The following is a 21,653-nucleotide window of genomic DNA, read 5'->3' on the forward strand; positions in this document are numbered from 1 at the left end:
AAAGACAAGATCAGACGAGGGGCTTGCCGCCGTTGATGAGCCACGGCGTGCCGAAGCGATCGGTGACCATGCCGAAGCCTTCGACCCAGAAGGTCTTCTCGAAGGGCATGCCGACCTGGCCGCCTTCGGCGAAGGTGTCGAACACGCGCTTCGCTTCGGCCAGCGAGTCGATGGTGAGCGCGACGCCGAAGCCCTTCATGCCTTCGTACGGCTGGCCCGGCATGCTGTCGGAAGCCATGAGCATGCCGTCGCCGTAGGCCAGCGAGGCATGCATGATGCGGTCGCGGGCCTCGGGCGGAAAGTGCTCGGCGTCGGGCGTTTCGCCGACGGTCATCATCATCTGGAGCGTGCCGCCGAGCGTCTTTGCGTAGAAGCGCATGGCTTCGGCCGCCTGGCCGTCGAAGGTGAGATAAGCGTGGATGGGAGACATGGTGTTTCCTTCGGATTACGCGGCAGCGACAACCATCAGCCAGCCCACGCCGAAGCGGTCGGCGAGCATGCCGAAGTTCGACGTGAAGAAGGTCGGCGTCAGCGGCTGCATCACCTGGCCCCCGGCGGCCAGCGCATCGAACCACTTGCGTGCGTCGGCGTCGGTGGCGGCGGTGATCGCCAGCATGATGCCCTTGAACTCCGCCTGCCCCGAGCACTGCCCGTCGGACAGCATCAGCTCGGTTTCGCCGACGCGCAGCACCGAATGCATCACCTTGTCGGCTGCGGGCGTGCCGCCCGCGCAGCCCTGTTCGGCTTCGGACGCAGGCATCTCGGGTGCCTCGCTGTAGCGCATCAACTGGACCACTTCGGCGCCGAGCGCCTGCTTGTAGAGAGCGATCGCTTCGTCGCAACGGCCTTCGAACGAGAGATAGGACTGGACTTTCATGGCGATTCCTTTGGAGGGATGAACGGGCGCGCAAGACACTGCGCGAATACGGAATACTTAGTTTGTGTACACCGTCCACAAAGAATAACAGACATAATGGACACTGTCCACATGGAGATTTTTCGATGAGCCCGCGCGTTGTCCCGCCCGTCCCGAAGCCGCCTGCCGCCCGCAGCACCTACCGGCATGGCGACCTGCGCCGGGCGCTGCTGGATGCGGGCATCGAGCTGGCACGCGACGGCGGCCCCGAAGCGGTCGCGCTGCGCGAAGTGACGCGGCGCGCCGGCGTGGTGCCGAACGCGGCCTACCGCCACTTTGCGAGCCGGCGCGAACTGCTGCTGGCGGTGCGTGCCGCCGCGCTCTCGGCCGCGGCGGTGGCGATGGAAAAGGAACTCGCGGTGCTGCCCTGCGAGCAGCCGCCCGCCGACTTCGCGCGCGCACGCGTGCGCGCCATCGGCACGGCCTACCTGCGCTTCGCTCAGGCGGAGCCGGGGCTGTTCCGCACCGCGTTCGTGGTGTCGTCCGAAGATGCGCAGGGCGACGTCGGACCGGGGAGCGCGGGCGAGAGCGGGCTCGACCCGTTCCAGCTGCTGGGCGGCGCGATCGACAAGCTCGTGGAGGCGGGGGCGCTCGATCCCGCGCGCCGCCTGAATGCCGAGTACCTGGCCTGGTCGGCGGTGCACGGGCTCGCGCTGCTGATCATCGACGGCCCGCTCAAGGCCATGGATGCGGCCGGCATCCATGCGCTCGGCCAGCAGCTCATCGACATGGTGGAGCGCGGCCTGTAGGTCCGCCTAGGAGGCTGTCGGGCTTGGACCATGCCCAAGCCCGACAGCCTCCTGGGCTCAGAGATAGATCTTCTGCAGCAGCCGGATCAGCGTTTCGCGCTCGCGCGCGGTGAGCCGGGCGCTCGCATCGGCCTCGAGCTGCACCACCGTCTGCTCGGCTTCCCGGATCAGCTTCTCGCCTGCTTCTGTGAGGTGCAGGCCCACCGCGCGGCCGTCGTGCGGATGCGGGCGGCGCTCGATCAACCCGCGGCTGTCGAGCGTGGACACCAGGCTCACGAGGTTGGGCGGCAGGATGTCGAGCGTGTTGCAGAGCTGGCGCGAGGTGGCGCCCGGGTTGTGCGCCAGCAGCGACAGCACCGAGAAATCGATCTGCTTGAGGCCGTAGGGCGCCATGCGTTCGGCGAACACGTCGCTCACGATGAGCCAGGCACGCCGCGCGTTGTAGCCGACGAAGTCTTCTAGCACGCGGGCATCGAGCCGGTCGTGCTTGCCGGCGGCCGCGGGTTCGGCCTTGGGCGTGCTTTTCTTGGAGGGTCGAGGCATAGGCCTGGAGCGTAACGCGTCGGCCTACCGCGCCGACGGCATTTGCGTCTTCGGCGTCGTGACCAGCAGCACGATCGTTGCATGCAGTTCGGCCGTGGCCTGGGCCGGCGTGATCTCGTTCGAGACCGCCGCGTACGACAGGGCCTCGGCCGCGCCGAGCATCGCGCGCACGCGCAGCGGCGCCAGTTGCCCGCCGGGCGCGAACGGCGCCAGCACCCTGCGGCACTTGGCGTGGAACGCGTCGGAACATTCGCGACGGATGAGTTCGAGTTCGGGCGCACCGGCCAGCGCACCGACGATGCCCGGCAGTTCGCGGCCCTGCGCAAGCACGCAGTCCACGTAGGTCGAGGCGATGACGTTCGCCATCGCGGGCAGCGTCGGGGCGCTCGCTGCGATGGCGGCGTCGATGATGAGTGTCTGGCGCGCCTCGAAGTCGAGGTACAGCGCCGAGATCAGGCCGTTGCGGCTGCCGAAATGGTCGTAGACCACGGGCTTGGCCACCTGCGCCTGCTCGGCCAGCCGGCCAAGGGTCAGGGCGTCCATGCCTTCATGGCGCACCAGCGCCCAGGCCGCGCCGATGAGCTGGCGGTAGCGGTCGCTGCGCGCGAGGCGCTTGCGAGGAGGAGCTTCGGTCAATGTCGGGGTGTTCGGCGTGGTTATGTACGAATGGTACATTGCAGGCATTAACCTACCAAACGTATATAGCGAAGGAGTCTCCCCATGCATGCGCTCATCGTCGTTGCCCATCCCAAGCCCAGCTCCGCCACCCATGCCATCGCGGCACGCGTCGCCGAAGGCGTGCGCCGCGCCGGGCATTCGGCCGAGATCGCCGACTTGGCGGCCGAAGGCTTCGATCCACGCTTCACCGAACACGACGTCGCGGTGCATCGGGAGCGACGCGCGCCCGCCGCCGACGTGCTTTCGGAGCAGGCGCGCATCGACCGTGCCGATGCGCTGGTGCTGGTCTATCCGGTGTACTGGTGGTCGTTTCCAGCGTTGCTCAAGGGCTGGATCGACCGCGTGTTCTCCAACGGCTGGGCCTACGACGAGGCGCCCGGCACACCGTTGACCCGAAAGCTCAGCGGGCTGCCGGTGTACCTGGTCGCGGTCGGCGGCGCGGATTGGCGCACCTATGCGCGGCATGGCTACTTCGGCGCCATGCGGACCCAGATCGACCACGGCATCTTCGACTACTGCGGCGCGCAGGTGCCGCGCACCGAACTGCTGCTCGAGCCAGCCGATGGCGACTGGCGCGAGAACTTCGAGTTGGCCGACGCGTTCGGTGGCAAGGTGGCGTCTAGTCCGATTCGGCGAACGCCTTCAGCTTCGCCAGCGCCGCTTCCCACTGCCGTCCAATGACTTCGAGCGTGCGGCGTGCCTCCTCGAGCTGCGTCGGATCGAACTGCCAGAGCCGTTCGCGGCCGAGCTTCAGGTCGGTCACGAGCCCGGCGTCGCCGAGCACCTGAAGGTGCTTGGTCACGGCCTGCCGGCTGATGTCGGTGCTGGCCGTGAGCTGCGCGATCGAGAAGGCGCCGCCCGCGCACAGCACCGCCACCAGCCGCAGTCGCGTGGTATCGCCGAGCGCGAAGAACACATTCGCGAGCCGCTCGGGCGGCGCGGCGATGGCGGGCGGCTCAGCCTTGTTCGGCATGGCGGCGCACGTTGTCGAGCTGCTCTTTCCAGCCGCCCGTGTTCATGCGGAAAGCCTCGAGGCGGCGCTGCGGCGGCACCTTGTCGAAACCCGACTCCACCGTCTTGACCAGCGTGGCGTTGCCCGGCGCGTCGTGCAGCGTCCAGGTGACGAGCGTGGGTTCTTCCTGGCTGTAGTCGACCTCGGGATCGACGGCATAGGGGTGCCAGCGCCAGGAAAGCAGGTCCTGCGGCTCGACGCGCTCGACGCGGACGTCGAACATGACGTGCGTGAAGCCCTCGATCGTGATCGGGCCGCGGGTCACCTCTCCGGGCGTGAAGCGCTGTCCTTTCAGGTCGGCGCCGAACCAGCGGCCGAAGGTTTCGGCGTCGGACAGCAGGCTCCACACTTTCGCGCGCGGCGCCTGGATGACGATGCTGCGCTCGATGCAGTCGGCGGATTCGGTGCGGGAGTCGTCGGTCATGGGGTCTCCTGAAGAATGGCGGACATCAATGAGCAACAAAATGGTTGCCTATCTATTGTGCAATGGTCCGCCAAAATCCGCAACTGAATGGTTGCAAATCCTTCAAGGTCGCGCGAGAGTCTTCGCAGCCGCATGCGACAGCGCCATCCCCTCGCAGGCGCGCTTGACGATCCCGTGGCGCATCTCGAACTCCGGCAGCACCCAGCGCCGGAAGGCCGCAGCGGGCGCGGTGCGTGCGGCGCGTTCCGTTGGCGTGGCCTCGGCGGCGTCGATGCGCGCCCAGGCCCAGGCCAGCAGCGCGAGCATCACGAGGCGCAGGTAGTCGTCGGCCACCTCGTGCGGCAGCGCGGGGTCGGCATGTGCGGCCATCGCGATCGTGGTGCCCAGGTAGCGCAGCTGCGCCAGGCGCCGCTGCACGTCGGCATCGACCTCGCGTGCGGCGTCGAGCGTGTCGCGCAGCTCGAGCAGCAGCGCCGACATCGCGGCGCCGCCGTCGGGCAGCACCTTGCGCACCAGCAGGTCGATGGCCTGGATCTCGTTGGTGCCCTCGTAGATCATGGTCACGCGCGCGTCGCGCACGATCTGCTCGATGCCCCATTCGCGCACGTAGCCGTGGCCGCCGAACACCTGCAGGCAGTCGCTCGCGCCATGGAAGGCCTGGTGCGTGCAGGCCGCCTTGAGCACCGGCGTGACGAGCGAGCACCAGCGCTGCGCGCGCTCGCGCGCCTTGGGATCGGCGTCGTGCGCGGCCACGTCGAGCATCAGCGCGCTACGGTAGGCGAGGGTGCGCGCACCCTCGACCCAGGCGCGCTGCGTGTCGAGGATGCGCCGGATCGCGGGATGCTCGGCGATCAGGTCGGCGGCCTCGCTGCCGCGGCTGGCGGGCGCGGGGCCGGGCGCGCGCATCTGGCGGCGCTCAGCGGCATACGCGCTGGCCTTCTGCCACGCGGCGTCGAGCAGGCCGATGCCTTGCAGCGCCACGTGCAGCCGCGCCGCATTCATCATCACGAACATCGCGGCCAGGCCGCGGCCCGGTTCGCCGACCAGCCAACCCGTGGCCTCGTCGAAGCGCATCACGCAGGTGGGGCTCGCGTGCAGGCCCATCTTTTCTTCGATGCGTTCGCAGTGCACCGCATTGCGCGCGCCATCGGGCAGGTGCTTCGGCACCAGCGCGAGCGAAAGCCCCTTGGGCCCGGCGGGTGCGTCGGGCAGGCGGCACAGCACGAGGTGCACGATGTTCGGCGTGAGGTCGTGCTCGCCGCCGGAGATGAAGATCTTGCTGCCGGCGACGCGCAAACTGCCGTCGGCCTGCGGCACGGCACGTGTGCGCACCTGGCCCAGGTCGCTGCCCGCATGGGCTTCGGTGAGGCACATGGTCGCCAGCCATTCGCCGCTCGCGAGCTTTGGCAGGTAGCGCGCTTTCAGCGCATCGCTGCCGTGGTGCTTGAGGCAGGCATAGGCACCATGCAGCAGGCCGGGCGCCATCGTGAGCCCGTGGTTGGCCGCGGTCATCCATTCGTAGACGATGGCCTCGAGCACCGTCGGCAGGCCCTGGCCGCCGTCTTCGGGCGCGACCGCGAGCGCGGGCCAGCCGCCGTCGACGAAGGCGCGGTAGGCCTCGCGAAAGCCGGGCGGCGTCGTGACCTCGCCATCGGCGAAGCGGCAGCCGATCTCGTCGCCGCCGCGGTTGAGCGGCGCGATCACCTCGCCGACGAAGCGCGCCGCCTCCCCGAGCACCTGTTGACAGAGCGCATCATCCACTTCGGCGAACGGCGCGAGCGCGCGCAGCTGCGACGGTGCATCGAGCACCGCGTTCAGGAGGAAGCGCTGGTCTTCAGGGCGGGGGGTGTAGCTCATCGATGGTGGAAGAAGTATCAGGACTCGGCGGTGAAGCCGATCTTCTTGACCAGCGGACCCCATCGGTCGAATTCGGACTGGAGCGATTTGCGCATGTCCTCGGGCGAGGAGCCGCTGGCCACCAGCCCGACCGCGAGCAGCCCGTCGGCGACGGCCTTGTCCTTGAGTGCGGCCTGGATCGCGCTGCTCGCGGCAGCAATGGTGGCGGCCGGCGTCTTGGCTGGCGCGAAGAAGCCGAACCATTCGTCGGCCACGATCTCGGGAAAGCCCTGTTCGGTGAAGGTGGGCACGTCGGGCAGGTAGGCCGGGCGCTGCGTGCCCGAGTTGGCGAGCACGCGCAGCTTGCCGGCCTTGGCAAAGGGCAGGCAGTCGCCGACCGGCGTCATGCTCGAGGCGATCTGGCCGCCGACCACGTCGTTGACGGCGGGCAGCGACCCGCGGTACGGCACGTGCCGCAGGTCGGTGCCGGTGTGGATGCCCAGCAGCGCGCCCAGGAAGTGCGGCGTCGAGCCCGCGCCCGGCGAGCCGTAGCTGGCCTGGTCCGGGTTGGCCTTGGCCCAGGCGATGTAGTCCTTGAGCGTCTTGACGCTGGCCGGCACCATCGGGCCGACCGCGAGCCCGTGGGTCATGACGGCGCCGATAGAGATCGGCGCGAAGTCGGCCATGGCGTAGCCGAGCTTGCGGTAGATGTGCGGATAGGTCGAGATCGCCGAGGCCTGCGCGAGCGCCAGCACCGAGCCGTCGGCCACCGAGGCCTTGAGCGTGTCGAGCGCGATGCGCCCGCCCGCGCCCGGCTTGTTCTCGACCACCGCGCTGTTCTTCGAGAACGCGGTGTCGCCGAGCTTCTCGGCCACGCGGCGGGCCACGCTGTCGCCAGCGCTGCCGGCCGGGAAGCCGTAGTAGATCTTGGCCTGCTGCACGATCTGCGCGAACGCGGCCAGCGGCTGCAGCGCGCCGAGCGCGGCGGCGCCGCCGAGCAGGTTCACGAATTGGCGTCGGTTGGTCATGGTGCTGTGTCTCCTGGATGTTCTTGGAATGGGATCAGCGCGGCGCCATGCGCAGGGCGCCGTCGAGGCGGATCACCTCGCCGTTCAGATGGCCGTTGGTGACGATGTGGCAGGCCAGCTCGGCGAACTCCGACGGCTTGCCGAGACGCGGCGGGAACGGGATCGACGCCGCGAGCGACTGCTGCACCGGCTCGGGCAGCTCCATCAGCAGCGGCGTGGCGAACAGGCCCGGCGCGACGGTGCACACGCGGATCGCGTGCTGCGCGAGATCGCGCGCCATCGGCAGCGTCATGCCGACGAGCCCGCCCTTCGATGCGCTGTAGGCCTGCTGGCCGACCTGGCCGTCGAAGGCTGCGACCGACGCGGTGAAGAGCATCACGCCCTTTTCCGCGTTGTCGAGCGCCTCGAGCTTCGCGCAGCGCGCCGCGAACAGCCGCGCCATGTTGTAGCTGCCGATCAGGTTGATGTTGACCACGCGCACGAAGTCTTCGAGCGGCGCGGGGTTGCCGTCCTTGCCGACGATGCGCTTGGCACTGCCGATGCCGGCCACGTTCATCAGGATGCGTGCGCTGCCGTGCGCGGCTTCGGCCTTGTCGAGCGCCGCGGTCACGCTGTCGGTATCGGTGATGTCGCACGCGCAGGCAATGCCGCCGATCTCGGCCGCGACCTTCTCGGCGAGTTCGGCGTTGCGGTCGAGCACCGCGACCTTGGCGCCGAGCCGCGCGAGCTCGCGCGCGGTGGCCTCGCCGAGGCCCGATGCGCCGCCCGTCACGAGTGCGGCCTGTCCTTGGATCTTCATGGGATGTCTCCTGGAATGTCTAGCGGGGCATGAGGGTGAAGGGCAGCGTGCCCGCGTGCATCGCATCGGCCAGCGCGGCGCGGTGCTTGAGCACGGCGCGCTGGTTGATGGAGCCCTTGTCGGTCACCTCGCCCTTGTCGATCGACGGCGGCTCGGCCACGAGGTGCAGCCTGGCGATGCGGTTGGCGCTGCCGGTGGCGCTTGCGGCGAGCGTGTCGACCAGCTGCTGGAAGTGCGCCTGCACCGGCGCGCTTTCGAGCACCTGCTGCATCGGCGCGTCTGCTGCGAGCCCGGCGAGCTGGCGCACCTTCTGCGTCGGGAAGATCAGTGCGCCGACTTCCTTCAGGTTGATGCCGGTCAGCACCGCGTCCTGCACGTAGGGCGCGCCGGCCGCGATGATCTTCGCGCGCAGCGGCCCGACGCTCACGAAAGTGCCGGTGGCGAGCTTGAAGTCTTCGGCGATGCGGCCGTCGAAGCGCAGGCCGCGGTGGATGTTCGATTCGTCGATCCACGTCACCGCGTCGCCGGTCGAGAAGAAGCCTTCCTCGTCGAAGGCCTCGGCCGTGGCCTGGGGCGCGCGCCAATAGCCCGGCGTGATGTTGGGGCCGCGGTAGCGCACCTCGGTCTTGCCGTCGACCTCGACCAGCTTGAGCTCGATGCCCGGCGCCGGCAGGCCGATGTCGCCCGACTTCACGTCGGGACCGGTGACGTAGAGCGCGAACGGGCCCGATTCGGTCATGCCGAGGCCGGTGCCCATGACGATGCGCTCGCCGACCTCGGCCTCCTGCGTGCGGTGCAGGCTGTCCCAAATGGGCTGCGCCAGCGCGGCGCCCGAGTAGAAGAACATGCGCACCCGCGAGAGCAGGTTGCGGCGCAGCACCGCATCGGTCTCCATCGCATTCGCGATGGCCTCGAAGCCGGTCGGCACGTTGAAGTAGATGGTGGGCGCGATCTCGCGCAGGTTGCGCAGCGTCTCGGCCATGCCGGTGGGCGTGGGCTTGCCCTCGTCGATGTAGAGCGTGCCGCCGTTGTCGAGCACGATGCCGACGTTGTGGTTGCCGCCGAAGGTGTGGTTCCATGGCAGCCAGTCGACCAGCACCGGCGGCTCCTCGCCCAAGGCGGGGATCGAGTGGCGCAGCTGCTGCTGGTTGGCGCACCACATGCGGTGCGTGTTGATGACCGCCTTGGGCATCTTGGTCGAGCCCGAGGTGAAGAGGAACTTGGTGATGGTGTCGGGCCCGGTGGCCTGCAGCGCGGCGTCGATCGCGGGCGTGGGCCGCGTGGCGAGCAGCTCGGCCAGCGGCGTGGCGGCACGGCCTTCGAGCCGGCCTTCGCCGAGCACCACTTCGGTGTCGTGCGGCACCGCGGCCTCGATGGCGCGGCCATAGCGCGCGGCATCGGCGGCGAACACCAGGCCCGGCGTGAGCGTCGCCAGCACGTGGCGTAGCTTCTCGAAGTCCTGGCTCACGAGCGAATAGGGCGGCGAGACCGGGCAGTACGGCACGCCCACGTAGAGGCAGCCGAGCGCGAGCATCGCGTGGTCGATGCTGTTCTCACTGAGGATCGCGAGCGGGCGCTCGGGGCCGAGGCCGCGCTCGAGCAGCGCTTGGCCGATGCTGCGTGCGCGCGACAGCGCCTCTGCATAGCTCACGCGCAGCCATTCGCCGGTGCTGCCGTCGGGCAGGCGCTCGCGCGCGGCGATGAAGGTGTGGTCGGGCGCGGCCTCGGCCCAGTGCACGAGCCGGTCGGTCATGCGGCCGCGGTACGCGCCGAGCGGCGTCTCGGCCTGCAGGTACTGCGTGCCGGGCGGGCCGGCGCGCAGCACGGCGCGCGTCACGCCGAAGGTCAGCGGGCGGTAGCGAATCGGGGTCATGATTTGCTCACCTTGGCGCCACGGCCTTCGAGGAAGTCGCGCACGCGGGCCTTGGCCTCGGGTGCGGCCTGCGCGATGCCCGCCATCAGGGCCTCGGTGAAGAAGCCATGGTCGGCCGACTGCTCGGCGATGCGCGGCAGCGCATGCATCAGCGCGTAGTTGGTCAGCGGCGCGTTGGTGGCCACGCGCTTGGCGATCTCGAACGCCTTGTCGAAGGCCGTGCCCTCGTCGACCAGGTACTGCGCGAAGTTGGCGCGCTCGCCGTCTTCGGCGTTGTAGACCCGGCCGGTCATCATCATGTCGGTCATGCGCGCCACGCCGATCAGCTTGGGAATGCGCACCGAGCCGCCGCCGCCCACGAAGATGCCGCGCGAGCCTTCGGGCAGCGCATAGAAGGTGGAGCGGTCGGCCACGCGGATGTGGCAGGCGCTCGCCAGTTCGAGGCCGCCACCGACCACCGCGCCGTGCAGCGCCGCAACCACCGGCACCGGGCCGTGCTGGACCAGATCGAGCGCGCTGTGCCACATGCGCGAGTGCTGCATGCCCTGGCCCGCGTCGCGCTCCTTCAGCTCGCGGAGGTCGAGACCGGCGCAGAAGTGCGGGCCTTCGCCGTCGAGCACTGCCGCGCGCACGCTCGAGGGCAGGTTCTCGAAGGCATCGCGCAGCGCGAGGATCAGCCCGTCCGAAAGGGCATTGCGTTTGGCGCCGCGCGCGAGGCGGACGATGGCGACGTCGTCGCGGATGTCGAGGTGAAGGTCGGGATGGGTCATGTTGCGTTCGTCCGTGAGTTCGATTATGGTTATGATAAATAACCAATTCAAGGCGCTGGAGCGCACTGATTCCTAGGGACTTACCCGTACTGGAGACCACGACATGGACCACCGGAACCTGATTGCCATCGACATCCACACGCACGCCGAGGTGAGTTGCTGGAATCCGTTCGACAACTACGGCGAAGAGTACGACCGCGCCGCCGACAAGTACTTCGGCTCGAGCGGCCGTCCGACCATCGCGGAGAGCGTGGCCTATTACCGCGAGCGCAAGATCGGGCTGGTGATGTTCATGGTCGACGCCGAGTCGAACATGGGCCGCCGGCGCATCCCGAACGAGGAGATCGCCGAGGCCGCCCAGAAGAACAGCGACATGATGATCGCCTTCGCGAGCATCGATCCGCACAAGGGGAAGATGGGCGCGCGCGAGGCGCGCAGGCTGATCGCGGAGCACGGTGTCAAGGGCTTCAAGTTCCACCCGACGGTGCAGGCCTTCCATCCCTACGACCGGATGGCCTGGCCGCTCTACGAGGTGATTGCCGAGCACAAGCTGCCGGCCATCTTCCACACCGGCCACAGCGGCATCGGCTCGGGCATGCGCTGCGGCGGCGGGCTGCGGCTCGAATACAGCAACCCGATGCACCTGGACGACGTGGCGATCGACTTCCCCGACATGCAGATCGTGATGGCGCACCCGAGCTTTCCGTGGCAGGACGAGGCGCTGAGCGTGGCCACGCACAAGCCCAACGTCTGGATCGACCTGTCGGGCTGGAGCCCCAAGTACTTTCCGAAGCAGCTGGTGCAGTACGCCAACACGCTGCTGAAGGATCGCGTGCTGTTCGGCAGCGACTACCCGCTGATCACCCCCGATCGCTGGATGAAGGACTTCGAGGCCGCGGGCTTCAAGCCCGAGGTGATGCCGGGCATCCTCAAGGACAACGCGGTGCGGTTGCTGGGGCTCGAAGGCTGAGCTGGCGCCCGCCTCAGGTCGGCACGCTTTCCAGCGCGGGCTTTTCGCGCTGCGACGCGTGCCACACGAGCCAGTGCGCTTCGGCAATCTCGATGGCCTTGAACAGCACCACCCCCAGCACGCACAGCAGCGCCAGGGCCACGAACACCGTCGAGGTGTCGAAGCTGCCCTGTGCCACGAGGATCACGTGCCCCAGGCCCGACTCGCCGGCCACGAACTCGCCCACGATGGTCCCCACCAGCGCGAAGGACACGCCCACCTTCATGCCCGCGAAGATGCTCGGCAAGGCATTCGGGAAGCGGATCTTCCAGAGCATCTTGGCCCGCGACGCATGGTTGACGCGCGCCATGTCCAGCATGTCCGGATCGGTCGAGCGCAGGCCAAGCACGGTGTCGATGAGGATCGGGAAAATCGCGATCAGCATCGCGATCGCCACCTTGGGCATCGTGCCCGTGCCCATCCAGATCACGAACAGCGGCGCCAGCGCAACCTTGGGCACCGCGTTGAGCGCTACCAACAGCGAGTAGAGCGTGCGGTCGAGAAACTTCGAATACACGATGCCGATGGCCGCGGCCACGCCCAGCGCTAGCGCCAGCGCAAAGCCGTAGAGCGTGGTGCGCATGGTGTCGAGCGTCTCGAGCAACAGATAGCCCGGCTGCGCGAAGAACTGCCCCACGATCTTCGTCGGCGCGGGCAGCAGGAAGTCGCGGATGCCGATCAGCCGCACGGCCGCTTCCCAGATCACCAGGAGCACCGCGATGGTGACGACGGCCTGCCAGTTGCGCTGCGTGCGCGCCCAGATGCTTTTCATGGCTTATCCCTTGTAGACGCCGAGTTCACGGAAGGTGTCGCGGATGCGCGCGACGTAGGCTGCGAACGCGGCGCTCTCGCGAACATCCAGGCCGCGCGGGCGCTCGAGTTCGATCGGCACGATGTCAGCGATGCGCCCCGGCCCGCGCGCCATCATCACCACGCGGCTGCCGAGGAACACGGCCTCGGTGATCGAGTGCGTGATGAAGACCACGGTCTTGCGTGTCTCCAGCCAAGTGCGCTGCAGCTCCGCATTGAGCTCGTCGCGCGTGAACGGATCGAGCGCGCCGAAGGGCTCGTCCATCAGCAGCAGTTGGGGGTCGAGCAGCATCGCGCGGCAGATCGACACGCGCTGCCGCATGCCACCCGAGAGCTCGCGCGGAAAGCGGTCGAGGTAGGCCGACAGGCCGAACAGGGCAAGCAGTTCGCGTGCGCGCGGCTCGAGGGAGCGCCTGTCGCGGTCGTGGAACTCGGCCGCCACCAGCACGTTGTCGAGGATGTTGCGCCATTCGAGCAGCAGGTCGCGCTGGAATACCACGCCCATGTCGTCCGGCGGCGCCACGATGTCGCGCCCGTGCAGCGCCAGTTTGCCGCTGGAGATCGGTTCGAGGCCGGCCATGCAGCGCATCAGCGTGCTCTTGCCGCAGCCGCTCGGTCCGACGATGCAGACGAATTCGCCTTCCTCGATGCGCAGGTCGATGTCCTGCAGGGCGTGGATGGGCTTGCGCTCCGACCGGTAGATCTTGTTCAGCCGTTCGATCTCGAGAAAGCTGGACACGGGCGTGCTCCTCGCGGGGGGAAGGTCAGACGGCCAGTAGCGCATTGGTGTAGTAGTCCGAAGGCTTGTGGCCGGGCTTGATCTGCCCGGTCTGTTCCATCGACCGGATGGCGGCGGCCCAGTCTGCATCGCTCTGCAGGCCGAAGGGCTGGTTCTTGCTGCTGGGGCTTTCGAAGAAGGGGCGATAGGCCACGATCTGGCCACGCAGCACCTCGGGATCCAGCCGCGCGTTGGGCCGTTGCGCGACGATGGCCGCCAGCGCCTCGTCGACATGGCCGTCGTAGATGTACTGCCATGCGCGAACCTGCACCTGCACGAATCTGGCGATCGCCTCGCGCCTGCTCTCCAGCGCCTTGGGTGTCACGGCCAGGCCATAGCTCGGGAAGCTGATGCCGCTGTCGCCCAGCAGCAGGGCCGAGGCTTTGCGAGACTTGAGCACCATGGGCTGGCCGAACGGCGCCTGCGAGAGAAAGCCGTCACTGTTGGCCGAAGCGTAGGTCGAGATCATGGCGCTGGGCGCGACCATCACGAGGTTGATGCTGCTCTTGCTCATGCCGTTAGCCTTGAGAAAGGGTTCGATGAACGGCGCCCAGGGACTGGTCGTGAAACACACGAGCTTCTTGCCGGTCAGGTCCTTCGGCGTCTTCACGCCCTGGGTCTGGTCGACCAGAACGGCCAGGTCGCCGGTGCGCGCGAAGCCGGCGATCGACATGAGGTCGAGCCCGTTTTCCTTGGCGACGGCCATGGTGCCCAGTGCCACCTGGCCGATGTCGACCTGGCCGGCGGCGAGCAGTTGCAACGTGGAGATCGTGCCCGTTCCGTCCTGCACCTCTACGTCCAGGCCCTGTGCCTTGAACAGCCCCTTCTGCAACGCAAGGTGCATGGCCGCGTGCATGCCCCACGGTGAAAAGTCGAGCCGCACGCGCAGCTTTTCGGCGCCTTGCGCACGAGCCAGCGAACTGCCCAGCGACAGTGCGGGCGCTGCGAGCATCGCCGCCAAGCCCTGGTTGAGGATCCGTCGTTTCATTGCTTTTCTCCGGTTGCAGGTTGGTCGTGGGTGAGAGGGCGTCAGGTCGGTCGTACGTCGCGCAGGGTCCGGGTGGCGGCGAGGTCGGGCTTTCCGGTGTCGGGGTCGAGCACAGCCGCATAGTGCTCGCGAACGAAGGCCGCGCTGAGCTTGTGGTTCCAGACGTCGCGCTCGAGTTCGGCCAGCGGCCGCAGTATCGGATCGCCGAAGCCGCCGCCGCCCGGCTGGATGTGCGTCACGCGATTGCCGCGAGCAATTCGCATGCCGACCTTGCTCGGCAGCGCTTCGTCGATCTCATCGTCGGCTCCGCGCGTCAGCGTGTTGACCGCAGCTTTGGCGGGGCCGCCGCCGTCCAGGCCGTAAGGCTGGAACTTCATGCGGTCGGCGCGCAGTTGCAGCAGCACGTCGTCGGCCAGAACGCGGTAGCTGCGGCGGATGCCGAGCCCTCCCCGGTAGCGGCCGGCGCCGCAGGAGTCGGGCTCCATTTCGTAGGCTTCGACGCGCACGGGGTGTTGCGCCTCCAGCGTCTCGACCGGCGTGTTCGACAGGTTCTGCGATGCGTTGGTGATGGCCTCCACGCCGTCCGCATGCGGACGGGCGCCCCACGCGCCGCATATCATGTCCACGATGATGTAAGGCTTGCCCGCATCGTCCTGGCCCGAGAGGCAGACCACCGTGTTGCCGCCTTCGCCGGCGGCCGGAATGCGGTCGGGCACCACCTGCGCGAGCGCGCCGAGCATGGTGTCGAACACGCGGTAGCCGGTGAGCGCGCGCGCCGCCACGGCCGCTGGCTCGACCGGGTTCAGCACGCTGCCTTCGGGTACGTGGATGCTCACGCAGCGGAACACGCCGGCGTTGTTGGGCACGTCGCCCTTGAGCGCGCAGCGCACGCTCAGGTAGGTGCAGGAGTGGGTGTAGGAGCGCGTGGAGTTGATGGCCGCGCGCACCTGCGGCGCCGAGCCGGTGTAGTCCACGCTGACGTGGTCCTCGTGCACGGTAAGCGCCACGCGGATCGGGATCGGTTCGGGCGACAGGCCGTCGTCGTCGATGAAATCCTCGAAGGTAAAGGTGCCCTTGGGCCAGGTGCGGATCTCGGCGCGCGTGAGGCGCTCGGCATAGTCGAGCAGCTCGGCGAAGTACATGCGCGACGGCTCGCGGCCGTAGCGTTCGAACAGTCCTGTGAGTTCGCGCACGCCCACCTGGCACGCGGCGTACTGCGCACGAAGGTCGCCCAGCACGCGGTCGGGCAGGCGCACGTTCTGCGCGATGATGCGCTCCACCGTGTCGTTGACCGTACCGGCCTCGTAGAGCTTCAGGATCGGGATACGCAGGCCCTCCTGGTAGACCTCGGTCGAGTCGCTGGCGTTGGAGCCCGGCACGCGTCCGCCCACGTCGGTGTGATGGCAGATGACGACGCAGAAGCCCTCGATTTGCCCCTGGAAGAAGAAGGGCACGAACATGAAGATGTCCGGCAGGTGCATGCCGCCCTGGTAGGGGTCGTTCACGATGACCGCATCTCCGGGCACGAGCTTGCCGTCGTAGCGCGCCTTCACGGCGGCCATCGCCTCTGGAATGGCGCCCAGGTGCAGTGCGATGGTCTTGGCCTGCGCGATCATCTGGCCCTCGCGGTCGCAGATTGCGGCCGAATAGTCCATCACGTCCTTGACGATCTCCGAGCGCGCGGTACGCAGGACCGTGTAGGCGACTTCGTCGACGATGGAATCCATCGCGTTCTTGATCACGGCGAAGGTGATCGGGTCGATGGCGTTGCTCATTAGATAACCTCCGTGCGTGGCACTGCGGTGCCCGCTTGCTTGGGACGGGCCTGCGCGGCGCTTTCCTGCTCCTGCAGGTCGATGATGATGTTGCCAACGGCATCGGCGCGCGCGCTGCAGTGCGGCGGCACGACGATGGTGGTGTCGTAAGACTCGATCACGACCGGGCCCTGCTGCGGCTCGAGCGCGAGTTGCGAGCGCGGTACCACGCGTGTCTCGATCGGCGCCTCACCGGCCGCAAAGCTCACGAGGCGCGTGCCCGCCTCGCCCTGCAACGCGGTGCCGTCGACCTGGCAGGTCGCGAAGTCGAGCCGGTGCTTGCTGCGCCCGCGGGCCGACACGCGCAGGTTGACCAGCTCGAGCGGCTCATCGCTGCTGTAGCCGAAGGTCTGGTGGTACATGGCCTGGAAATCGTGCGTGAGCTGTGCGATGGCGTCCTTGCCGACGCGTGCCGACGCAAGCGGCACGGTCAGCTCGGAGCTCTGGCCCACATAGCGCAGGTCCGCGGCAAGAACAATGGTGGCGTCTTCGGGCGGGTAGCCCTCCGAGGCCAGCACCGAATAGCCCTTGTCGCCAAGCGCGGCTGCCATGCTGCCGAGTTCGGCCGGCGTGCAGTCGGCCAGCGGCTGGAGGATGGCCTTGACGAAGTTGTGCTCCGCATCCGCAGACAGCATGCCGGCCGAGCAGAACACGCCCGCCATGATCGGGGCGATCACCCGGCGGATGCCCAGAAGGCGCGCGACCGACACCGCATGCAGCGGGCCGCCGCCGCCGAACGCGATCATCGACATGTCGCGCGGATCGCGCCCGCGTTCGACCGTCACGGCACGGATGGCGCGCGCCATGTTGACGTTGGCGACCTGGCGGATGCCGTGCGCCGCGGCGAGCAGCTCAAGGCCGAGCGGCTCACCCACGTGGCGCGCGATGGCGGCCTTCGACAGCTCAGGCGACACGCGCAGGCTGCCGCCGGCCAGCGCGCGCGGATTGAGGTAGCCCAGCACCATGTTGGCGTCGGTCACGGTCGGGCGGTCGTTGCCGTTGCCGTAGCAGGCTGGGCCAGGCATGGCGCCGGCCGACTCGGGGCCCACGCACAGCAGGCCGCCGGAATCGATCCAGGCGATCGAGCCACCGCCCGCGCCGACCTCGGCAATGTCGATGGCCGGCACCTTGAGCACGTAGCCGCCGCCCTTCACGAAGCGGCTCGGCGCGCTGATCCCGTCGCGGAACTCGTATTCGTTGGTGAGCGAAGGCTGGCTGGCGGCAATGATCGATGCTTTGGCCGTCGTGCCGCCCATGTCGAAGACGATCAGGTCCGCGTCGCCGCCGAGCTTGCCGATCTCGACCGCGCCCGCCACGCCGCCGGCCGGACCGGAGGCCACCGCGAACACCGGCTTGTCGGTCGCCGAGGCGATGCCCATCATGCCGCCGTTGGACGCCATGACCTGCAGCGATGCCTTCACACCCATGCGCTCAAGGTCTTTGCGCAGCCGGGCCAGGTAAGTGCGCATAGCGGGCAGGATGTAGGCATTGACCACCGTGGTGCTGGTGCGCTCGTACTCCTTGATCTCGGGCAGCACTTCGCACGACACGCTCAGCAGCACGTCGGGGAAATGCGCCTGCAGCAAGGCCTTGGCGGCGAGCTCGTGCGCGGGATTGATGTAGCTGTTGAGAAAGCAGATCGCCATCGAGCCGACGCCCTCGTTCACGAGCGCGCCCGCCTCGGCTATCAACTGCGCCTCGTCCAGCGGTGTGACGACACGGCCGCGCGCATCCATGCGTTCGCGGATGCCGCGGCGCCAGCGGCGCGGCGACAGCGGCTCGGGCTTGGACCAGCCCAAGTCGAACATGGTCGGCGTGCGGATGCGGCCGATTTCCAGCACGTCGCGAAAGCCTTCGGTGGTCAGCACGCCGGTCTTCGCGCCGACTTTCTGCAGGATCGTGTTCGACGCTGTGGTAGTGCCATGCACGATCTCCGTGATGTCCCCCGGCGCGATGCCGGCCTGCTCGATCAACGCCCCGAGGCCCTGCACGATCGCGCGGCCAAGGTCGTTAGGCGTGGTCGATGTCTTGTTCACGTAGAGCCGGCCGTCCGGCATGGCCATCACGATGTCCGTGAACGTGCCGCCGATGTCGCAACCGACCCGCACCCCGCGGGGAGCCTCATTTTTCAAGTTCATCCGACACTCCGATCCATGTGCCTTGCGGCTGGTTGATAATCGCTACCACCGGTCGTTAACTAACTAACTGGCTAGTACTATTAGAGGCGAATATAGGAGGCGCAATGCACGCTTGTCGACGAATTCCTTCTACGGGTTTGCGCGGAGGAACGGCATGGGATCTGTAAACTCCGCGCGTCGGGCGTCCGGCCCCGAACCTACCAGCGAGCTCATGACGCCGACCCTCCCAGCCATCGCGAAAAAACGCCCCCGCAACGCCGTGGCCAGCCGCGAGCGCATCCTGAAATTCGCGACCAAGGAGTTCGCGGCTCGCGGCTACGACGGCGCGCGCATCGATGCCATCGTGGCGCGCTGCAAGATCAGCAAGAACCTGGTCTATCACTACTTCGACGGCAAGGAGGCACTGTTCATCGAGGTCATGGAGCAGGCCTATGGGGCCATGCGCGTGCGACAGAACGAGCTTGCGTTGACGGGCGAAGACCCCGTGGCCGACATGCGCCAACTGGTCATGAAGACGGTGCAGCACTTCATCGACCAGCCCGACTTCCTGCACCTTCTGTCCAACGAGAACCTGCACAAGGCCACGCACATCCGCAAGTCGAAACAGATCCAGGCGATGTTCAATCCGCTGCGCATCGCGCTCGCGGAGGTGCTGCAGAAGGGCAAGGACAAGGGCGTGTTCCGCCTGGACGCAGACTGGGTCGACCTCTATGTGTCGATCTCGGGCCTGGGCTCCTACTTCATCACCAACCGCTACACGCTGTCGTTTGTGCTGGACGTGGACCTGGGCACGCCCGCGCGTGTCGAAGGGCGGCTCGCGCACGCGGCGGACATGGTGCTCAGCTATCTGTGCAACACGCATCCCGGTACGCCGGGTTCGGGAGCGTCATCGTAAGAAGAGGACCGGCTTGCGGTATGCACCTCAGCCGTCGGCTTCGACGTTCGAGGTTTTTTTTTCTTCCCCGAGCCGGTCCCAGTCCTGCCCCGAGCGCAGCTTGCGTTCTTCGCGCTCGCGCGCCATCTGTGCCTCGAACTGCTGGCGACCCTCCTTGTTGGCCGCAATGAACTTGGCGCGGTCCTTGTAGTGCGGGTAGATCTCGTCGGTGAGCTGCAGGTTGCGCAGGCGAAAGCGCATGCTCGTTTCGCGCGCCTCGGCCGCGGGCCAGCCCAGCACCTCGAGCACCGAGCGCGCGCTGCGCAGCGACGATTCGAAGAGTTCGCGCTCGATGTGTTCCACGCCGCGGTCGCGCAGCTGGAACAGGTGCCCCACGTTGCGTGCCCGCGCGACGATGCCCGCCTGCGGAAAGTGCGCGCGGAACAGGTCGACGATCTCGAGCGATTGCTCCACGTCGTCGACCGCGACGACCACCGCCTTCGCGGTGCCCGCGCCCGCGGTGCGCAGCAGGTCGAGGCGGGTCGCATCGCCGTAGAACACGCGAAAGCCGAACTGGCGCAAGCCCTCGACCGTGTCGGCATCGTGGTCGAGCACCGTGACGGCAAGGCCCTGCGACATCAGCATGCGCCCGACGATCTGGCCATAGCGGCCGAAGCCGCAGATCAGCACCTTGGCATCCTGCTGCTCCGAGATTTCCTCGAGCTGCGTGGCCGGTGGCCGGCTGTAGCGCGGCAGCACCAGCTTGTCTAGCAGCACCAGCAGGAGCGGCGACAGCAGCATCGAGAGCGCCACGGCCCCGATCAGCAGCGAGGTGGTCTGGGGCGGCAGCACGTCGGGGCCGGCCGCCTGGAACACCACGAACGCGAACTCGCCGCCCTGGGCCAGCAGCAGCGTGAACACGGGGCGCTCCTGGTAGGCGATGCCCATGGCCTTGGCGAGCGCGTAGATCACGGCCAGCTTGATCGCCATGAAGCCGACCACGAGCAGCGCCATCATGCCGGGGCTTGCGATCAGCACGCCGAAATCGATCGACATGCCGACCGCGATGAAGAACAGCCCGAGCAGCAGGCCCTTGAAAGGTTCGATGTCGGTCTCGAGTTCGCGCCGGTATTCGCTTTCGGCCAGCAGCACGCCGGCCAGGAAGGCGCCGAGCGCCATCGAGAGGCCGACGAACAGCATCAGCGCGGCGATGGCCACCACCACCAGCAGCGCCGCGGCGGTGAAGATCTCGGGCGTGTTGCTGCGCGCGATCCAGCGCAGGAGCGGCCGCAACGCGAGGCGGCCGCCAAGGATGATGGCGGCGATGACGCCGACGATCTTCAGGCCCTCGAGCGTGCGGTCCAGTCCCGAGATCGCCGGCTCGGCGGCCGTGGCGCCGGCCAGCAGCGGCAGCAGCGCGAGGATGGGGATCGCAGCCACGTCCTGAAACAGCAGGATCGAGAAACCGGCCTGGCCGCTCGGCGCCTTCAGCAGGTTGCGCTCGCCGAACACCTGCAGCGCGATCGCCGTGGAGGACAGCGCAAGGCCGAGCGCCGCGACCAGCGCCACGCGCCATGGCGCGCCCACCGCAAAGCCGACGGCAAAGAGCGCCACCGCGCAGGCGAGCACCTGCGCGGTGCCCCAGCCGAAGATCGGCCGGCGCAGGTTCCACAAGCGCCTGGGTTCGAGTTCGAGGCCGACGAGGAACAGCATCAGCACCACGCCGAACTCGGCGAAATGCAGCACCTCCTCGACGCTCGAGACCAGGCCGAGCCCCCACGGGCCGATGGCGATGCCCGCGACGAGGTAGCCGATGATGGAACCGAGGCCCAGTGCCTTGGAAAGCGGCACCACGAGCACCGCGGCGCTGAGGTAGATCAGGCTGCTGGTCAGCCAGGCGGGTGCGTGTTCCATCTCAGGTCGACTCCGCGGGCCGGTCGGTCTGCGGCACCGGGCAGGCGATGCAGGCATCGAGTTCGTCCATCTCGGGCCAGTCGGGATAGCTCTGGAGGCGTTGCACGAAAACTTCCAGGTGGGCCTCGACCTCCGCCTCCAAGGCGCTGCGCGCGCCATGCAAGACCAGCGGCGGCAGGAAGCGCATGCCGCAGAGCGTGGCGGTCTGCTCGTAGGGAGGCAGGAAGGCGTCGAAGAAATAGCGGTTGTAGCTCTGCGGGTGGTAGCTGCGCTCGGGGCCGCCCGTGGTGGCGACGAGCCAGCAGTCCTTGCCCTGGAGTGCCGTGCCGCCGCGGCCGTAGGCCCAGCCGTAGCCGAGCACGTCGTCGAACCAGAGCTTCTGCAGCGGGGGCGCCGAATACCACTGGATCGGGTGCATCAGCACCACCAGGCTGGCCCGGGCGAGACGCGCCTGCTCGGCCTGCACGTCGATCGCGAGGTCGGGGTAGGTGCCGTAGAGATCGTTCACCTCCACGCCGGGCACCGAGCGCGCTGCGGCCAGCAGCCGGCGGTTGACGCGCGATTCGCGCCAGTGCGGATGGGCGGCAATCACATAGATGGCGCCGGCGGATCTTGTAGTTGTTGTCGTCATTTCGCGAACATAGCGCAAAGTTGCCGGCCCGCCCGGGCGCAGGGGCAGGCACTACGATGCGGGCTGTTC

22 protein-coding genes are annotated in these 21,653 nt (G+C 68.1%); 4 read left to right on the plus strand and 18 right to left on the minus strand.

All coding sequences use genetic code 11. The annotated features are described in order from the left end of the window. Positions 1-10: 10 nt before the first annotated feature. Entirely contained in the window at positions 11-430 is a 420-nt protein-coding gene (locus AC3A6J_RS25450) for a VOC family protein (RefSeq protein WP_487862788.1), read from the minus strand. Between the two features lie 15 nt (positions 431-445). Beyond that, complete coding sequence (locus AC3A6J_RS25455; protein WP_487862789.1) at positions 446-877, minus strand: VOC family protein; 432 nt, start codon at positions 875-877, stop codon at positions 446-448. Positions 878-1,002: 125 nt separating this feature from the next. Between AC3A6J_RS25455 and AC3A6J_RS25460 the strand changes: the two genes are divergently transcribed. After that, positions 1,003-1,665: a TetR/AcrR family transcriptional regulator gene (locus AC3A6J_RS25460; protein WP_487862790.1), complete on the plus strand. Its 663-nt coding sequence runs from the start codon at positions 1,003-1,005 to the stop codon at positions 1,663-1,665. Between the two features lie 57 nt (positions 1,666-1,722). Here AC3A6J_RS25460 and AC3A6J_RS25465 read toward each other — a convergent pair whose 3' ends face one another. Together AC3A6J_RS25465 and AC3A6J_RS25470 are read right to left on the minus strand one after the other, a co-directional pair. Further along, on the minus strand, positions 1,723-2,208 hold the full coding sequence (locus tag AC3A6J_RS25465) for a MarR family winged helix-turn-helix transcriptional regulator (RefSeq protein ID WP_487862791.1): 486 nt from the start codon (positions 2,206-2,208) through the stop codon (positions 1,723-1,725). Positions 2,209-2,232: 24 nt separating this feature from the next. Continuing rightward, complete coding sequence (locus tag AC3A6J_RS25470; RefSeq protein ID WP_487862792.1) at positions 2,233-2,844, minus strand: TetR/AcrR family transcriptional regulator; 612 nt, start codon at positions 2,842-2,844, stop codon at positions 2,233-2,235. A gap of 84 nt (positions 2,845-2,928) precedes the next feature. On the opposite strand from AC3A6J_RS25470, the gene AC3A6J_RS25475 reads away from it, so the two are divergent. Further along, positions 2,929-3,567: an NAD(P)H-dependent oxidoreductase gene (locus AC3A6J_RS25475; protein WP_487862793.1), complete on the plus strand. Its 639-nt coding sequence runs from the start codon at positions 2,929-2,931 to the stop codon at positions 3,565-3,567. Here AC3A6J_RS25475 and AC3A6J_RS25480 read toward each other — a convergent pair. The 7 genes from AC3A6J_RS25480 to AC3A6J_RS25510 form a co-directional block, all read right to left on the minus strand. Next, positions 3,506-3,859: an ArsR/SmtB family transcription factor gene (locus AC3A6J_RS25480; RefSeq protein ID WP_487862794.1), complete on the minus strand. Its 354-nt coding sequence runs from the start codon at positions 3,857-3,859 to the stop codon at positions 3,506-3,508. The genes AC3A6J_RS25475 and AC3A6J_RS25480 overlap by 62 nt on opposite strands. After that, positions 3,843-4,322, minus strand: coding sequence for an SRPBCC family protein (locus AC3A6J_RS25485; RefSeq protein WP_487862795.1), 480 nt, complete (start codon positions 4,320-4,322; stop codon positions 3,843-3,845). Before AC3A6J_RS25485 ends, AC3A6J_RS25480 begins: the two co-directional genes overlap by 17 nt. Positions 4,323-4,424: 102 nt before the next feature. Further along, entirely contained in the window at positions 4,425-6,179 is a 1,755-nt protein-coding gene (locus AC3A6J_RS25490; RefSeq protein ID WP_487862796.1) for an acyl-CoA dehydrogenase family protein, read from the minus strand. 17 nt (positions 6,180-6,196) lie between these two features. Further along, entirely contained in the window at positions 6,197-7,186 is a 990-nt protein-coding gene (locus AC3A6J_RS25495) for a Bug family tripartite tricarboxylate transporter substrate binding protein (protein ID WP_487862797.1), read from the minus strand. A 34-nt stretch (positions 7,187-7,220) separates the two neighbouring features. Then, positions 7,221-7,985 carry an SDR family NAD(P)-dependent oxidoreductase gene (locus AC3A6J_RS25500; RefSeq protein WP_487862798.1) on the minus strand — a complete coding sequence of 255 codons (765 nt, stop codon included), beginning with the start codon at positions 7,983-7,985 and terminating at the stop codon, positions 7,221-7,223. Between the two features lie 19 nt (positions 7,986-8,004). Next, entirely contained in the window at positions 8,005-9,858 is a 1,854-nt protein-coding gene (locus AC3A6J_RS25505) for a feruloyl-CoA synthase (RefSeq protein WP_487862799.1), read from the minus strand. Continuing rightward, positions 9,855-10,628 (minus strand): crotonase/enoyl-CoA hydratase family protein, encoded by a 774-nt coding sequence (locus AC3A6J_RS25510; RefSeq protein ID WP_487862800.1) that lies wholly within the window; start codon positions 10,626-10,628, stop codon positions 9,855-9,857. Before AC3A6J_RS25510 ends, AC3A6J_RS25505 begins: the two co-directional genes overlap by 4 nt. Before the next feature lie 103 nt (positions 10,629-10,731). On the opposite strand from AC3A6J_RS25510, the gene AC3A6J_RS25515 reads away from it, so the two are divergent. Then, a complete protein-coding gene (locus tag AC3A6J_RS25515) occupies positions 10,732-11,598 on the plus strand; it encodes an amidohydrolase family protein (RefSeq protein WP_487862801.1) in 867 nt (288 codons plus the stop codon). Between the two features lie 13 nt (positions 11,599-11,611). On the opposite strand, the gene AC3A6J_RS25520 is transcribed toward AC3A6J_RS25515, so the two are convergent. The 5 genes from AC3A6J_RS25520 to AC3A6J_RS25540 are packed head-to-tail and all read right to left on the minus strand — an operon-like array spanning position 11,612 to position 18,165. Then, a complete protein-coding gene (locus tag AC3A6J_RS25520) occupies positions 11,612-12,409 on the minus strand; it encodes an ABC transporter permease (protein WP_487862802.1) in 798 nt (265 codons plus the stop codon). A 3-nt stretch (positions 12,410-12,412) separates the two neighbouring features. Further along, positions 12,413-13,186, minus strand: a complete 774-nt coding sequence (locus AC3A6J_RS25525) for an ABC transporter ATP-binding protein (RefSeq protein ID WP_487862803.1) — start codon at positions 13,184-13,186, stop codon at positions 12,413-12,415. Positions 13,187-13,211: 25 nt separating this feature from the next. Beyond that, on the minus strand, positions 13,212-14,213 hold the full coding sequence (locus AC3A6J_RS25530; protein WP_487862804.1) for an ABC transporter substrate-binding protein: 1,002 nt from the start codon (positions 14,211-14,213) through the stop codon (positions 13,212-13,214). 41 nt (positions 14,214-14,254) lie between these two features. Next, positions 14,255-15,988, minus strand: a complete 1,734-nt coding sequence (locus AC3A6J_RS25535; protein ID WP_487862805.1) for a hydantoinase B/oxoprolinase family protein — start codon at positions 15,986-15,988, stop codon at positions 14,255-14,257. Further along, entirely contained in the window at positions 15,988-18,165 is a 2,178-nt protein-coding gene (locus AC3A6J_RS25540) for a hydantoinase/oxoprolinase family protein (protein ID WP_487862806.1), read from the minus strand. Before AC3A6J_RS25540 ends, AC3A6J_RS25535 begins: the two co-directional genes overlap by 1 nt. 211 nt (positions 18,166-18,376) lie before the next feature. On the opposite strand from AC3A6J_RS25540, the gene AC3A6J_RS25545 reads away from it, so the two are divergent. Next, positions 18,377-19,060, plus strand: coding sequence for a TetR/AcrR family transcriptional regulator (locus AC3A6J_RS25545; protein WP_487862807.1), 684 nt, complete (start codon positions 18,377-18,379; stop codon positions 19,058-19,060). Between the two features lie 27 nt (positions 19,061-19,087). Here the strand turns inward: AC3A6J_RS25545 and kefC are convergent, their stop codons facing one another. Further along, on the minus strand, positions 19,088-20,953 hold the full coding sequence (gene kefC, locus AC3A6J_RS25550; protein ID WP_487862808.1) for a glutathione-regulated potassium-efflux system protein KefC: 1,866 nt from the start codon (positions 20,951-20,953) through the stop codon (positions 19,088-19,090). 1 nt (position 20,954) lies between these two features. After that, the gene (kefF, locus tag AC3A6J_RS25555) at positions 20,955-21,584 is read right to left on the minus strand and encodes a glutathione-regulated potassium-efflux system oxidoreductase KefF (RefSeq protein WP_487862809.1); all 630 of its coding nucleotides are present in this window, start codon (positions 21,582-21,584) and stop codon (positions 20,955-20,957) included. Positions 21,585-21,653: the final 69 nt, after the last annotated feature.

Source organism: Variovorax sp. Soil_C_39 (genome assembly GCF_057656815.1).

What these genes read in the sequence shown, in the direction of transcription:
- AC3A6J_RS25450 (WP_487862788.1), bottom strand. Translation starts at nt 430, where the DNA reads ATGTCTCCCATCCACGCTTATCTCACCTTCGACGGCCAGGCGGCCGAA.
- AC3A6J_RS25455 (WP_487862789.1), bottom strand. Translation starts at nt 877, where the DNA reads ATGAAAGTCCAGTCCTATCTCTCGTTCGAAGGCCGTTGCGACGAAGCG.
- AC3A6J_RS25460 (WP_487862790.1), top strand. Translation starts at nt 1,003, where the DNA reads ATGAGCCCGCGCGTTGTCCCGCCCGTCCCGAAGCCGCCTGCCGCCCGC.
- AC3A6J_RS25465 (WP_487862791.1), bottom strand. Translation starts at nt 2,208, where the DNA reads ATGCCTCGACCCTCCAAGAAAAGCACGCCCAAGGCCGAACCCGCGGCC.
- AC3A6J_RS25475 (WP_487862793.1), top strand. Translation starts at nt 2,929, where the DNA reads ATGCATGCGCTCATCGTCGTTGCCCATCCCAAGCCCAGCTCCGCCACC.
- AC3A6J_RS25480 (WP_487862794.1), bottom strand. Translation starts at nt 3,859, where the DNA reads ATGCCGAACAAGGCTGAGCCGCCCGCCATCGCCGCGCCGCCCGAGCGG.
- AC3A6J_RS25485 (WP_487862795.1), bottom strand. Translation starts at nt 4,322, where the DNA reads ATGACCGACGACTCCCGCACCGAATCCGCCGACTGCATCGAGCGCAGC.
- AC3A6J_RS25490 (WP_487862796.1), bottom strand. Translation starts at nt 6,179, where the DNA reads ATGAGCTACACCCCCCGCCCTGAAGACCAGCGCTTCCTCCTGAACGCG.
- AC3A6J_RS25495 (WP_487862797.1), bottom strand. Translation starts at nt 7,186, where the DNA reads ATGACCAACCGACGCCAATTCGTGAACCTGCTCGGCGGCGCCGCCGCG.
- AC3A6J_RS25500 (WP_487862798.1), bottom strand. Translation starts at nt 7,985, where the DNA reads ATGAAGATCCAAGGACAGGCCGCACTCGTGACGGGCGGCGCATCGGGC.
- AC3A6J_RS25505 (WP_487862799.1), bottom strand. Translation starts at nt 9,858, where the DNA reads ATGACCCCGATTCGCTACCGCCCGCTGACCTTCGGCGTGACGCGCGCC.
- AC3A6J_RS25510 (WP_487862800.1), bottom strand. Translation starts at nt 10,628, where the DNA reads ATGACCCATCCCGACCTTCACCTCGACATCCGCGACGACGTCGCCATC.
- AC3A6J_RS25515 (WP_487862801.1), top strand. Translation starts at nt 10,732, where the DNA reads ATGGACCACCGGAACCTGATTGCCATCGACATCCACACGCACGCCGAG.
- AC3A6J_RS25520 (WP_487862802.1), bottom strand. Translation starts at nt 12,409, where the DNA reads ATGAAAAGCATCTGGGCGCGCACGCAGCGCAACTGGCAGGCCGTCGTC.
- AC3A6J_RS25530 (WP_487862804.1), bottom strand. Translation starts at nt 14,213, where the DNA reads ATGAAACGACGGATCCTCAACCAGGGCTTGGCGGCGATGCTCGCAGCG.
- AC3A6J_RS25535 (WP_487862805.1), bottom strand. Translation starts at nt 15,988, where the DNA reads ATGAGCAACGCCATCGACCCGATCACCTTCGCCGTGATCAAGAACGCG.
- AC3A6J_RS25540 (WP_487862806.1), bottom strand. Translation starts at nt 18,165, where the DNA reads ATGAACTTGAAAAATGAGGCTCCCCGCGGGGTGCGGGTCGGTTGCGAC.
- AC3A6J_RS25545 (WP_487862807.1), top strand. Translation starts at nt 18,377, where the DNA reads ATGACGCCGACCCTCCCAGCCATCGCGAAAAAACGCCCCCGCAACGCC.
- kefC (WP_487862808.1), bottom strand. Translation starts at nt 20,953, where the DNA reads ATGGAACACGCACCCGCCTGGCTGACCAGCAGCCTGATCTACCTCAGC.
- kefF (WP_487862809.1), bottom strand. Translation starts at nt 21,584, where the DNA reads ATGACGACAACAACTACAAGATCCGCCGGCGCCATCTATGTGATTGCC.